This window comes from Pseudomonas sp. P9_35 (assembly GCF_034008205.1).
Taxonomy (GTDB): Bacteria; Pseudomonadota; Gammaproteobacteria; order Pseudomonadales; family Pseudomonadaceae; genus Aquipseudomonas; species Aquipseudomonas kilonensis.
Map to the genome: position 1 here is coordinate 6344096 of NZ_CP125373.1, position 13094 is coordinate 6357189.

Genomic DNA, 13094 nt, shown 5'->3' on the forward strand with positions numbered 1-13094 from the left:
CTGAATAACGAAAAAGCCCCGCGATTTGCGGGGCTTTTTCAATGGCATTCGACGCTTAGATGTTGGCGTCGATGAAAGCAGCCAGTTGCGACTTCGACAGCGCGCCAACCTTGGTAGCTTCGACGTTGCCGTTCTTGAACAGCATCAGGGTCGGGATACCACGTACGCCGTGCTTGGCCGGAGTCTCCTGGTTTTCGTCGATGTTCAGCTTGGCGATGGTCAGCTTACCTGCATAGGTGGTAGCAATATCGTCCAGGACCGGGGCGATCATTTTGCAGGGACCGCACCACTCAGCCCAATAGTCGACCAGTACCGGGCCTTCGGCCTTGAGTACGTCAGCCTCGAAGCTAGCGTCGCTAACGTGTTTGATAAGCTCGTTGCTCATGGAAGTCTCCGGGTAATCAGCAAAAAAACGTGGCCCATCATAGCTGCCCTTCCAAGGTTCAGGAAGCTTGAGTTGATTGAGTCTCGCTATGGCGACAGATGTATTTGGGTATAGCCCAAGTCACGAGGCAACAGGCGCCACGAAGGAAATCCCGGTACGCAGCGCAGCGTTACGTACATGTTCCTGCATGGCTTTTTGCGCAGCCCCCGAAGCGCGGCGAGCCAGGGCGCGAAGGATTTTGCGATGCTCCTGCCAGGTTTCCATCGCCCGCTCCGCCCTGATGAACGGTAGTTTCTGGCTTTCCAGGAAGATATCGGCGCTGGCCGTGAGGATGCTCAACATCGCCTGGTTGCCGCTGGCCAGCAGGATTCGTCGATGAAATTCGAAATCCAGCCGCGCGGCGGCGTCGAAATCGCCGATCTTCAACTCCCGGCGCATGGCTTCGACATTGTCTTGCAGCATGTCCAGCTCGTCGGCGCTCAGCGTTACCGCCGCCAACCCCGCCGCGAAGCCCTCCAGGGCGTAGCGCAATTGGAAGATATCCACCGGCGAGGCCTGGGCCGCGAACGGCCAGCCCGGCGCCGACTCGCTGCGTGGAGCCTCTACCGGCGCCTGCACGAAGACCCCCTTGCCCGGTTGCACGCTGATCATGCCCAGGGCACTGAGGGATGACAGCGCTTCGCGCAGCGACGCCCGACTCACCCCCAATTGCAGCGCCAGGTCCCGTTGCGACGGCAGCGCATCGCCCGGGCCGAAGCCTTCATCGACGATCAGTTTGCGGATGGCTTGCAGGGCCACTTCAGGAACGGCGCGAGCGATGGAATTCATGATTTTCAAGACGAACCGGGCCAGTGAGCGGCTAGTTGTAAAGCTATTCGCCGCGCCCGGCAAGTCGTGCCCCAGCGGGGTTCGGCGACAAATACCGACGCCCGATAACGGTGCGAAAAACGCCACGACTGTTCAGACCAGTAAGACCGCTCCTCACCAGCAAAACCGTGGCTTGGGCCGCTGAAAAGCCGCCTTGGCATGGCCTGTGCTCTGTCCGAACGCAGAAATCACATCACCGATTGCGGAGATTCGCCATGATTCAGCGTTGCAGCGCCCTGCTCACAGCCCTGTTTGCCAGCCTGATGCTCTGTCAGCTACCCGCCCACGCCGATGGCCTGGAAGACGTAGTCAAGCGTGGCACCCTCAAGGTCGCCGTGCCCCAGGACTTCCCGCCATTCGGTTCGGTAGGCCCGGACATGAAACCCCGCGGCCTGGACATCGACACCGCAAAACTGCTGGCCGACCAGCTCAAGGTCAAGCTTGAGCTGACGCCGGTCAACAGCACCAACCGCATCCCCTTCCTGACCACCGGCAAGGTCGACCTGGTGATTTCCAGCCTGGGCAAGAACCCGGAGCGGGAAAAGGTCATCGACTTCTCCAGCGCCTACGCGCCGTTCTACCTGGCCGTGTTCGGCCCGCCTGACGCCGCCATCAACACCCTGGACGACCTCAAGGGCAAGACCATCAGCGTCACCCGTGGCGCCATCGAAGACATCGAGCTGACCAAGGTCGCCCCCGAAGGCACCACCATCAAGCGCTTCGAAGACAACAACTCGACCATCGCCGCCTACCTGGCCGGCCAGGTCGACCTGATCGCCAGCGGCAACGTGGTGATGGTCGCCATCAGCGAACGCAACCCCAAGCGTGTTCCGGCGCTGAAGGTAAAACTCAAGGACTCGCCGGTTTACGTGGGCGTGAACAAGAACGAGCCGGCGCTGTTGGACAAGGTCAACCAGATCCTCGCCACCGCCAAGACCGATGGCAGCCTGGAGAAAAACTCCCAGACCTGGCTCAAGCAGCCGCTGCCGGCCGATCTCTGACCGTCGCTTGAGAGGCTGAGCATGGCTTATCAGTTCGATTTTCTACCGGTGGTGCAAAACACCGAGCTGCTGTTGCGCGGTGCGCTGTTCACCCTGGAACTGACGGCCATCGGCACGTTGCTCGGGGTCAGCCTGGGCATCGTCGGGGCCGTGGTGCGGGCGTGGAACATTCGCCCGTTCGCGGCGATCTTCGGCGTGTACGTGGAGTTGATCCGCAACACGCCGTTCCTGGTGCAGCTGTTTTTCATCTTCTTCGGCTTGCCGTCCCTGGGCCTGCAGATTTCCGAATGGCAGGCGGCAGTATTGGCGATGGTGATCAACCTTGGCGCCTACTCCACCGAGATCATCCGTGCCGGCATCCAGGCGATTCCGCGGGGGCAACTGGAAGCCGCCGCGGCCCTGGCGATGAGCCGCTTCGAGGCCTTCCGTCATGTGGTGCTGCTGCCGGCGCTGGGCAAGGTCTGGCCGGCGTTGAGCAGCCAGATCATCATCGTGATGCTCGGCTCGGCGGTCTGCTCGCAGATCGCCACCGAAGAGTTGAGCTTTGCCGCCAACTTCATCCAGTCGCGTAACTTCCGCGCGTTCGAAACCTACGCGCTGACCACGCTCATCTACTTGTGCATGGCGCTGCTGATCCGCCAGTTCCTCAACTGGGTGGGTCGCCGCTGCCTGTACAAGAGCGGCAACGGGAGCGGCCGATGAGCGATTTCACTTTCTGGGACGTGGTGCGCAACCTGCTCACCGGCCTGCAATGGACCCTGGCGCTGTCGCTGGTGGCGTTTATCGGTGGCGGCGTGATCGGTTTGCTGATCATGGTGCTGCGCATCTCCAAAAGCGCCCTGCCCCGCAACATCGCCCGTACCTACATCGAGCTGTTCCAAGGCACACCGCTGTTGATGCAACTGTTCCTGGTGTTCTTCGGCGTGGCCCTGGCCGGGGTGGAGATTTCCCCGTGGATGGCGGCGGCGATTGCCTTGACGCTGTTTACCAGCGCCTACCTGGCGGAGATCTGGCGCGGTTGTGTCGACTCGATTTCCCACGGCCAGTGGGAAGCCTCGGCGAGCCTGGCCCTCAACCCGCTGGAGCAGTTGCGCTACGTGATCCTGCCCCAGGCCCTGCGCATCGCCGTGGCGCCGACCGTGGGCTTTTCGGTGCAAGTGGTCAAGGGCACGGCCGTGACCTCGATCATTGGCTTTACCGAACTGACCAAGACCGGCGGCATGCTCGCCAACGCCACGTTCGAGCCGTTCATGGTCTATGGCCTGGTCGCCCTCGGTTATTTCCTGCTCTGCTACCCCTTGTCCCTCAGTGCGCGCTACCTGGAAAGGAGACTGCATGCCTCTGCTTAGAATTACCGCCCTGCATAAATACTACGGCGATCATCACGTGCTCAAAGGCATCGACCTGAGTGTCGAGGAAGGCCAGGTGGTGGCGATCATCGGCCGCAGCGGCTCGGGCAAATCCACCTTGCTGCGCACCCTCAACGGCCTGGAATCGATCAACGACGGTGTGATCGAAGTCGACGGCGAATACCTCGATGCAGCCCGCGCCGATCTGCGCAGCCTGCGGCAGAAAGTCGGGATGGTGTTCCAGCAGTTCAACCTGTTCCCGCACCTGACGGTCGGCGAAAACGTCATGCTCGCGCCGCAGGTTGTGCAAAAAGTGCCCAAGGCCAAGGCGGCCGTGCTGGCGCGGCAGATGCTGGAACGGGTCGGGCTTGGCGAGAAATTCGATGCGTTCCCGGACCGCTTGTCCGGTGGCCAGCAACAACGGGTGGCGATTGCCCGGGCGCTGGCGATGTCGCCAAAAGTGCTGCTGTGCGACGAAATCACCTCGGCCCTGGACCCGGAACTGGTCAATGAAGTGCTCAGCGTGGTGCGGCAGTTGGCCAAGGAAGGCATGACGCTGATCATGGTCACCCATGAAATGCGTTTTGCCCGGGAAGTCGGCGACAAACTGGTGTTCATGCACCAGGGCAAGGTGCATGAGGTGGGCGATCCCAAGGTGTTGTTCGCCAATCCGCAGACGGCGGAGCTGGCGAATTTTATCGGGACGGTCGAGCCAGCCTGATCTTTGCTGCCAAAGAACAGTCTGTGGCGAGGGAGCTTGCTCCCGCTCGGTTCTGTAGGAGCTGGCGAAGCCTGCGATCTTTTGATCTTTGATCTTTCGCTTATGACTCAATGGGCAGCGGAAAGATCGCAGCCTCGTTGCACTCGACAGCTCCTACAGGCCCAGCGGGAGCAAGCTCCCTCGCCACAAAGGCACCCTGCAGGCTGCTCTGGCTCAAGGGTTTGGTTCAGGCGCGTTGGCGTCAGCGGTTGATCGTGGCAGGATGACGTGGTTATCGACCGAGACTTTTTGACCATGCCGCCATCCCAAGCCAAGAATCTGTCCCTGATCGCTGCCATAGACCTGGGCTCCAACAGCTTCCACATGGTCGTCGCCAAGGCCCAGAACGGGGAAATCCGCATTCTTGAGCGGCTTGGCGAGAAGGTCCAACTGGCCGCCGGTATCGACGAAGAGCGAAAGCTGAGCGAAGAATCCATCCAGCGCGGGCTCGATTGCCTCAAGCGGTTTGCCCAACTGATCAACGGTATGCCCCTGGGCGCGGTGCGGATCGTGGGTACCAACGCGCTGCGCGAGGCGCGCAACCGTGGCGAGTTCATCCGCCGCGCTGAAGAAATCCTCGGGCATCCGGTGGAAGTCATTTCCGGCCGTGAAGAAGCGCGCCTGATCTATCTGGGCGTCTCCCACACCTTGGCCGACACGCCGGGCAAGCGTCTGGTGGCGGACATCGGTGGCGGCAGTACCGAATTCATCATCGGCCAGCGCTTCGAACCGCTGCTGCGCGAAAGCCTGCAGATGGGTTGCGTCAGCTACACCCAGCGCTATTTCCGCGACGGCAAGATCACCCCGGCCCGCTACGCCCAGGCCTACACGGCGGCGCGCCTGGAAATCATGAGCATCGAACACGCCCTGCACCGCCTGACCTGGGACGAAGCCATCGGCTCCTCGGGGACCATTCGGGCCATCGGCCTGGCTCTCAAGGCCGGCGGTCACGGCACTGGCGAGGTCAACGCCGAGGGCCTGGCCTGGCTCAAGCGCAGGGTGTTCAAGCTCGGCGAAGCGGACAAGATCGATTTCGAAGGCATCAAGCCCGACCGCCGGGCGATTTTCCCCGCGGGCCTGGCCATCCTCGAGGCGATTTTCGACGCCCTCGAACTGCAACGCATGGACCACTGTGAAGGCGCCCTGCGCGAAGGCGTGCTGTATGACCTGCTGGGGCGTCATCATCACGAAGACGTGCGCGAACGCACCCTGGGCTCGCTCATGGAGCGTTATCACGTCGACCTGGAACAAGCCGTACGGGTCGAGCGCAAGGCGCTACATGCCTTCGACCAGGTCGCCGATGACTGGGACTTGAACGACGGGGTGTGGCGCGAGTTGCTGGGCTGGGCCGCCAAGGTCCATGAAGTGGGCCTGGACATTGCCCACTATCACTACCACAAGCACGGCGCCTACCTGATCGAGCATTCGGACCTGGCGGGTTTCTCCCGGGAAGACCAGCAAATGCTCGCGCTGTTGGTACGCGGCCATCGACGCAACATTCCCAAGGATAAATTTGCCGAGTTCGGCGATGACGGCATCAAGCTGATTCGCCTGTGCGTGCTGCTGCGCTTTGCGATCCTGTTCCACCACATCCGTGGCACCCAGGAAATGCCCCAGGTGGTCCTGCACGCCAATGGCGATCAGTTGGATGTGCTGTTTCCCGAAAATTGGCTGGAAGAGAATCAACTGACCCAGGCCGACTTCGCCCAGGAAGCCGACTGGCTGACCCGGGTCGGGATTGTGCTGAACATTCACTGATTGCTTGCTGAAGTCCCTTGTGGCCCAGCAGCCCCCCTGTGGCGAGGGGATTTATCCCCGCTGGCTGTGTAGGAGCTGTCGAGTGCAGCGAGGCTGCGATCTTTCCCCAGACACTTGAGTCCCAAGCGAAAGATCAAAAGATCGCAGCCTTCGGCAGCTCCTACAGCGCTGCCCAGCGGGGATAAATCCCCTCGCCACAAAAGCTGAGCCTGCCGCCGCCCACCGAGTTTTTAACGAACCGCCAACACCGGGCTGCTCAAGCGCTCGAGCAACGTCGCCTGGGCGCTGCGCGGGTTCTGGTTGCCGGTCGGCGTGTTGCGGATGTAACGGCCATCCGACTGCAGGCTCCAGCTGTGGGTGTTGTCGGTGAGGTAGCTTTCCAGCTCCTTCTTGACCCGCAGGATCAGCTTCTTGCCTTCCACCGGGAAGCAGGTCTCGACCCGCTTGTCGAGGTTGCGCTCCATCCAGTCGGCGCTGGACAGGAACATCTGCTCCTCACCGCCGTTGAGGAAGTAGAACACCCGCGTATGTTCCAGGAAGCGCCCGATGATCGAGCGTACGTGGATGTTGTGGGACACCCCCGGGATACCCGGCCGCAGGCAGCACATGCCCCGCACCACCAGGTCGATGCGCACGCCCGACTGGCTGGCCTTGTACAACGCACGAATGATCTTCGGGTCGGTCAGCGAGTTGAACTTGGCGATGATGTGGGCCGGCTTGCCGTCCAGGGCGAACTGCGTCTCCCGGGCGATCATGTCGAGCATGCCCTTTTTCAGGGTGAACGGCGCATGCAGCAGCTTCTTCATGCGCAGGGTCTTGCCCATGCCGATCAACTGGCTGAACAGCTTGCCGACGTCTTCGCACAAGGCATCGTCAGAGGTCAGCAAACTGTAGTCGGTGTACAGGCGGGCGTTGGCGGCGTGGTAGTTACCGGTGCCCAAGTGGGCGTAACGCACGATCTCACCGGCCTCACGGCGCAGGATGAGCATCATCTTGGCGTGGGTCTTGAAGCCGACCACGCCGTAGATCACCACCGCACCGGCCGCTTGCAGGCGGCTGGCCAGTTGCAGGTTGGATTCCTCGTCGAAGCGCGCGCGCAATTCGATCACGGCCGTGACTTCCTTGCCGTTGCGCGCCGCGTCCACCAGGGCATCGACGATTTCCGAGTTGGCGCCACTGCGGTACAGGGTCTGGCGCACCGCCAGGACGTGGGGGTCCTTGGCGGCCTGGCGCAGCAGGTCGACCACCGGCGTGAACGACTCGAACGGGTGCAACAGCAGGATGTCCTGCTTGCTGATCACGCTGAAAATGTTCTCGCTGTTTTGCAGCAGTTTCGGGATCTGCGGCGTGAACGGCAGGTACTGCAGCTCCGGATGGCTGTCCAGGCCGGTGATGCTGAACAGTCGGGTCAGGTTGACCGGGCCGTTGACCTGATACAGCTCGGTCTCATGCAGGTTGAACTGCTTGAGCAGGTAGTCGGACAGGTGTTTGGGGCAGGTATCGGCCACCTCCAGGCGCACCGCATCACCGTAGCGACGGGAGAACAGCTCGCCGCGCAGGGCGCGGGCCAGGTCTTCGACGTCCTCGGTGTCCACCGACAGGTCGGCGTTACGGGTCAGGCGGAACTGGTAGCAACCCTTCACCTTCATGCCCTGGAACAGGTCATCGGCGTGGGCGTGGATCATCGACGACAGGAACACATAATTGTCGCCAGGGCCGCCGACGTCTTCCGGCACGCGGATGATGCGCGGCAGCAGGCGTGGCGCCGGAATGATCGCCAGGCCGGAATCGCGACCGAAGGCGTCGATGCCTTCGAGCTCGACGATGAAGTTCAGGCTCTTGTTGACCAGCAACGGGAACGGGTGCGTCGGATCGAGGCCGATCGGGGTGATGATCGGCGCGATCTCGTCGCGGAAATAGCGGCGCACCCAGGTCTTGATCTTGGTGTTCCAGTTGCGGCGACGGATGAAGCGCACCTGGTGCTTTTCCAGCTCCGGCAACAGGATGTCGTTGAGGATCGCGTATTGCCGGTCAACGTGGCCGTGGACCAGCTCGCTGATGCGCGCCAGGGCCTGGTGCGGTTGCAGGCCATCGGCGCCGGCCTGTTCACGGGCGAAGGTGATCTGCTTCTTCAGGCCGGCGACGCGGATCTCGAAAAACTCATCCAGGTTGCTGGAAAAGATCAGCAGGAACTTCAGCCGCTCCAGCAGCGGATAGGACTCGTCCAGCGCCTGCTCCAGCACGCGGATGTTGAACTGCAGTTGCGACAGCTCCCGATGGATGTACAGGCTGCTGTCATCCAGGTTGGGAATCACAATCGCCGGGGCCGGTGCGGGCTCGACGACAGCCGGGGCAGCAGGCTCCAGCGTCGGCGGTGTCTCGGCAATCTGCTCGACCACGGGTTGAGCATCTTTTACGGCAACTTCGGAGAGTCCTTCGGTATTCATCGCAAGTTCCTGGGAGGCTATTTCTGCTCTCGTAACAATTGGGCGGCGCGCACAGCAAAGTAAGTCAGGATGCCATCAGCACCTGCGCGCTTGAAAGCGGTCAAGGACTCCAGGATCACCCCTTCGCCCAACCAGCCGTTCTGGATCGCGGCCATGTGCATCGCGTACTCGCCGCTGACCTGATAAACAAAGGTCGGCACTTTGAATTCGTCTTTGACCCGGCAAAGAATGTCGAGGTAGGGCATGCCAGGCTTGACCATGACCATGTCTGCCCCTTCTGACAAGTCAGCCGCCACTTCGTGCAAGGCTTCCTGACTGTTGGCCGGGTCCATCTGATAAGAGGCCTTGTTGGCCTTGCCCAGGTTCAGGGCCGAGCCGACCGCGTCGCGGAACGGGCCGTAATAGGCGCTGGCGTACTTGGCCGAATAGGCCATGATCCGCACGTTGACGTGACCGGCCACCTCGAGGGCTTCGCGGATCGCCTGGATGCGCCCGTCCATCATGTCCGACGGCGCCACCACCTGGGCTCCGGCCTCGGCATGGGACAGCGCCTGCCTGACCAGTGCATCGACGGTAATGTCGTTCTGCACGTAGCCTTCTTCATCGAGGATACCGTCCTGCCCGTGGGTGGTGAACGGGTCCAGCGCCACGTCGGTGATCACCCCCAGCTCCGGGAAGCGCGCACGCAGGGCGCGGGTCGCGCGTTGGGCGATGCCCTCCGGGTTCCAGGCTTCGGCTGCGTCCAGGGACTTGAGTGTCGGCGGTGTGACCGGGAACAGCGCCAGCGCCGGAATGCCCAGCTCGACCCAGTGGGCGGCCTCTTCGAGCAGCAGGTCGATGGTCAGGCGTTCCACCCCGGGCATCGACGCCACCGCTTCGCGACGGTTCTCACCGTCCAGCACGAATACCGGCAGGATCAGATCATTGGTGGTCAGCACGTTTTCACGCACCAGCCGACGCGAGAACTCATCACGGCGGTTGCGACGCAGGCGGGTAGCAGGGAACAGACGATTGGCGGGGGTAAAGCTCACGGCAGACTCCTGAGCCCGTGCTGACGGGCGAGCGTGACAGTTATAAGCGCCCATTATGACGAAGACATTACAGTTATGTGCACCTGCGTCCTGTCGTCGCAGTTATTGTCATTGTAGGAATTGTTCACGTCGAGACACATTTCGATACTTTCCTGAATGTGCCTGAAGGGTTAGGCTGCGCGTTCATTTCGCCAGCACCCAGACAATGCTCCAACAATTTCTGCATGACTTCGGCTACTTGGCCCTGTTTATCGGCACGTTCTTCGAAGGCGAAACCATCCTCGTGCTCGCAGGTTTCCTGGCGTTCCGCGGCTACATGGACATCAACCTGGTCGTCGTCGTGGCGTTCTGCGGCAGCTACGCGGGCGATCAGCTGTGGTATTTCCTGGGGCGCAAGCACGGGCGCAAGCTCTTGGCGCGCAAACCGCGCTGGCAGTTGATGGGGGATCGGGCGCTGGAGCATATTCGCCGGCATCCGGACATCTGGGTCCTGAGCTTCCGTTTCGTCTATGGCCTGCGCACGGTGATGCCAGTGGCGATCGGCCTGTCAGGCTATCCGCCGGGTCGTTACCTGTTGCTCAACGGCATCGGTGCGGCGATCTGGGCCACGGCGTTGGCCGCGGCCGCGTACCACTTCGGCGCAGTGCTCGAAGGTATGCTGGGCAGCATCAAGAAGTATGAATTGTGGGTACTCGGCGCACTGCTGGTGCTGGGCCTGGTCTTGTGGCTGCGCCGACGCCTCAAGACTGCGCGCCTGGCCAGGAAAGTCCTCGAAGCCGAGCGCCTGGAGCAAGCCAGGTCCGGCGAACCTACGACGCCAACCGAGTAAACCGGGTACGGCAGCAATACAGCCCGATGCCGCTGAGCAGGCTGTAGCTGAGCAGCCCGGCCCAGGCCACAGCGCTGGCCGGCCACAACCCGGCCAGTGGCGCCAGCCATACCAGCGGCAGGTTCGAGGCTAGCCGCAACAGCTCCAGCCGCAACACCCACGGGCGATTCTCCAGGGCGACGCCCAACACGAACAGACCAAACGCCACCGCGCCCCAACCCAGCACCAGGGCGGCGACCGGCAGGCTGGTTTCAAGGTTCATCAGATAGCTGCCCAAGGCAATGTAGGCGCAGAACTGCAGCCCCACGTACCACTGCTGGCGAGCATCCAACGGCACTTCGAATTTGCGGAACTGGCTCAAGTCCGGCTTGTTCAGCGGGTACCTGGCCGCGACGTCCGCCGGTCGCCAACCGGTGGGCATGAACCAGATCCGCAGCTTGTCCCACCAATGCCCGGCCCGCCGCGCATCCGCCCATAGCTGTGCATAGAACTGCAGGTTGGCCCACAGCGGATTCCAGCTCGCCAGCGGCGTGGTCACGCCGAAAATCACCGGTTCGTTGGCGTCTTCTTCCTGGAAGGTGCCAAACAGACGGTCCCAAATAATGAACACCCCGCCGTAGTTGCGATCCATGTAGAGAGGGTTCTGTGCATGGTGGGCACGATGATTGGACGGCGTGACGAAGCACCACTCCAGCCAGCCGAGCTTGGGAATGTGCTGGGTGTGGACCCAGAACTGGTACAGCAGATTCAACGCCGCGACGCTGACAAAGACCACCAGCGGCACGCCCAGTACGGCGAGCGGGACGTAGAAGATCCAGCTCAGCAGGAACCCGGTGCTGGTCTGGCGCAACGCCGTGGAAAGGTTGTAGTCCTCGCTCTGGTGGTGCACCGAATGAGCGGCCCAGAGGATGTTGCGTTCATGGCCCATGCGGTGCAGCCAGTAATAGCAGAAGTCATAGAGCACAAAGGCAAACACCCAGGTCCAGGCCCGATCGGCAGGCAGTTCGATGACAGCCAGGTGCTTCAACGCAAAGGCATAGGTCACCAGCCCCACACCTTTGGTCAAAAGGCCCGTAGTGGTCGACAGTACGCCGGTACTCAAACTGTTGATCGCGTCTGCCACACGGTAGTGGCTCACGCCCCGCCAGCGATCGGCCAGCAACTCGACGGCGATCAACACGAAGAAGAACGGCACGGCATACAGGATGAAGTTCATGACGCAACCCGGACATGCAAGGCAGGGAGATAGTCGGCAGATTAGGTGTAGCTGCCCGATCCCCCTATGGCAACGAGTGACAAATTAGTAGACATTTAACGCCATGAATCTGGAGAAAAGCCCATGAGCAAAAAAATTGCAGTGATCCTTTCCGGCTGTGGCGTGTATGACGGCGCCGAGATCTACGAAAGCGTGATCACCTTGCTGCGTCTCGATCAGCGTGGGGCTCACGTCCAGTGCTTCGCCCCCAACATTGCCCAGTTGCACGTGATCAATCACCTGACCGGCGAGGAAATGCCCGAGAGCCGCAACGTGTTGGTGGAATCGGCGCGGATCGCCCGGGGCAACGTGAAGGACTTGCGTGAAGCCAAGGCCGAGGATTTCGACGCCCTGATCATACCCGGTGGGTTTGGCTCGGCGAAAAACCTCTCCAACTTTGCCGTCGAAGGTGCTGGCTGCACGGTCCAACCAGAGGTCCTCGCGCTGACCGAGGCCTTTGCCGAGGCCGGCAAGCCGGTCGGGTTGATCTGCATCTCCCCGGCCCTGGCGGCGAAAATCTACGGCCCGGGCGTGGTCTGCACCATCGGCAACGACGTCGACACTGCCGCCGTAGTGACCAAAATGGGGGGTACTCACGAAGAGTGCGCCGTCACCGATATCGTTGAAGACCGCGCGCGCAAACTGGTCAGCACCCCGGCCTACATGCTGGCGCAGAACATCAGCGAAGCGGCTTCCGGCATCAACAAGCTGGTGGACCGGGTGTTGGAGCTGACGCACGAGAACGACGCCTGACCCCACCACCCCTTTCCTGTGGAGCGAGCTTGCTCGCGATAGCGGTGGGTCAGCTACATTTGCATTGGCTGATACACCGTATCGCGAGCAAGCTCGCTCCACAGGGGTTTGGGCATGACTCAAGGCAATCGGGTCAGGCGCGTCAGGATCCGATCCAGGGCATTGGCAAACCCCTGCTTGTCCCGCTCGCTGTACGCCGCCGGGCCGCCGCCCATGTGGCCCTGTTCACGCAAATCAGTGAACAGGTTGCGCACCGCCAGTCGGTCGCCCATGTTCTGGGCATCGAACTCCTTGCCTCGTGGATCCAGGGCGGCGACGCCCTTCTTCACCAACCGGTCGGCCAAGGGCACGTCGCTGCAGATCACCAGTTCACCCGGCTCGGCGTGCTCCACCAGGTAATCGTCCGCCGCATCAGGGCCACTGGGCACCACGATCAGCTTCACACAGGCCAGGGCCGGCTTGATCTGCGGCTGACCGGCCACCAGCACCACCTCGAACCTGCGCTTCAAGGCGAACTTGACCACCAGTTCCTTCGCGGCCTTGGGACAGGCATCGGCGTCGATCCATACGCGCATTGGGGTTGCTCCTCTTTAAATGCATCGCGAGCAAGCTCGCTCCCACAAGGACAGCCTACATCCTGTGGGAGCGAGCTTGCTCGC

The 13094-nt window shown here is 61.8% G+C and carries 13 protein-coding genes; 7 read left to right on the top strand and 6 right to left on the bottom strand.

The features are described 5' to 3' along the window. Positions 1-55: 55 nt before the first annotated feature. Entirely contained in the window at positions 56-385 is a 330-nt protein-coding gene (gene trxA, locus QMK47_RS28350; protein ID WP_214510063.1) for a thioredoxin TrxA, read from the bottom strand. A 120-nt stretch (positions 386-505) separates the two neighbouring features. Further along, positions 506-1213, bottom strand: a complete 708-nt coding sequence (locus QMK47_RS28355) for a FadR/GntR family transcriptional regulator (protein WP_214510064.1) — start codon at positions 1211-1213, stop codon at positions 506-508. Between the two features lie 254 nt (positions 1214-1467). Here QMK47_RS28355 and QMK47_RS28360 point away from each other — a divergent pair, with 254 nt between their 5' ends. The 5 genes from QMK47_RS28360 to ppx all read left to right on the top strand — a co-directional run bounded on the left by QMK47_RS28360 (position 1468) and on the right by ppx (position 6120). Continuing rightward, the gene (locus QMK47_RS28360) at positions 1468-2253 is read left to right on the top strand and encodes a transporter substrate-binding domain-containing protein (protein WP_018610665.1); all 786 of its coding nucleotides are present in this window, start codon (positions 1468-1470) and stop codon (positions 2251-2253) included. A 21-nt stretch (positions 2254-2274) separates the two neighbouring features. Then, positions 2275-2955 (top strand): amino acid ABC transporter permease, encoded by a 681-nt coding sequence (locus QMK47_RS28365; RefSeq protein WP_014340792.1) that lies wholly within the window; start codon positions 2275-2277, stop codon positions 2953-2955. Then, on the top strand, positions 2952-3602 hold the full coding sequence (locus tag QMK47_RS28370; RefSeq protein WP_003206735.1) for an amino acid ABC transporter permease: 651 nt from the start codon (positions 2952-2954) through the stop codon (positions 3600-3602). The genes QMK47_RS28365 and QMK47_RS28370 overlap by 4 nt, the downstream gene beginning before the upstream one ends. Next, positions 3589-4323, top strand: a complete 735-nt coding sequence (locus QMK47_RS28375; RefSeq protein ID WP_253470315.1) for an amino acid ABC transporter ATP-binding protein — start codon at positions 3589-3591, stop codon at positions 4321-4323. Before QMK47_RS28370 ends, QMK47_RS28375 begins: the two co-directional genes overlap by 14 nt. Before the next feature lie 294 nt (positions 4324-4617). Further along, positions 4618-6120 (top strand): exopolyphosphatase, encoded by a 1503-nt coding sequence (gene ppx / locus QMK47_RS28380; RefSeq protein ID WP_258689723.1) that lies wholly within the window; start codon positions 4618-4620, stop codon positions 6118-6120. 230 nt (positions 6121-6350) lie between these two features. Here the strand turns inward: ppx and ppk1 are convergent, their stop codons facing one another. Both ppk1 and hemB read right to left on the bottom strand, forming a co-directional pair. Then, complete coding sequence (ppk1, locus tag QMK47_RS28385; RefSeq protein WP_214510069.1) at positions 6351-8567, bottom strand: polyphosphate kinase 1; 2217 nt, start codon at positions 8565-8567, stop codon at positions 6351-6353. A gap of 17 nt (positions 8568-8584) precedes the next feature. After that, positions 8585-9598, bottom strand: coding sequence for a porphobilinogen synthase (gene hemB / locus QMK47_RS28390; RefSeq protein WP_063323855.1), 1014 nt, complete (start codon positions 9596-9598; stop codon positions 8585-8587). A gap of 205 nt (positions 9599-9803) precedes the next feature. Between hemB and QMK47_RS28395 the strand changes: the two genes are divergently transcribed. Continuing rightward, positions 9804-10427 carry a DedA family protein gene (locus tag QMK47_RS28395; RefSeq protein WP_077507219.1) on the top strand — a complete coding sequence of 208 codons (624 nt, stop codon included), beginning with the start codon at positions 9804-9806 and terminating at the stop codon, positions 10425-10427. Here QMK47_RS28395 and QMK47_RS28400 read toward each other — a convergent pair. Beyond that, positions 10408-11643, bottom strand: coding sequence for a sterol desaturase family protein (locus tag QMK47_RS28400; protein WP_253470318.1), 1236 nt, complete (start codon positions 11641-11643; stop codon positions 10408-10410). The two genes, QMK47_RS28395 and QMK47_RS28400, sit on opposite strands and share 20 nt — an antisense overlap. Positions 11644-11766: 123 nt before the next feature. Here QMK47_RS28400 and elbB point away from each other — a divergent pair, with 123 nt between their 5' ends. Then, entirely contained in the window at positions 11767-12435 is a 669-nt protein-coding gene (gene elbB, locus QMK47_RS28405; protein WP_253470319.1) for an isoprenoid biosynthesis glyoxalase ElbB, read from the top strand. Between the two features lie 119 nt (positions 12436-12554). Here elbB and QMK47_RS28410 read toward each other — a convergent pair whose 3' ends face one another. After that, entirely contained in the window at positions 12555-13010 is a 456-nt protein-coding gene (locus QMK47_RS28410; RefSeq protein ID WP_253470322.1) for a YaiI/YqxD family protein, read from the bottom strand. Between the last annotated feature and the right edge of the window lie 84 nt (positions 13011-13094).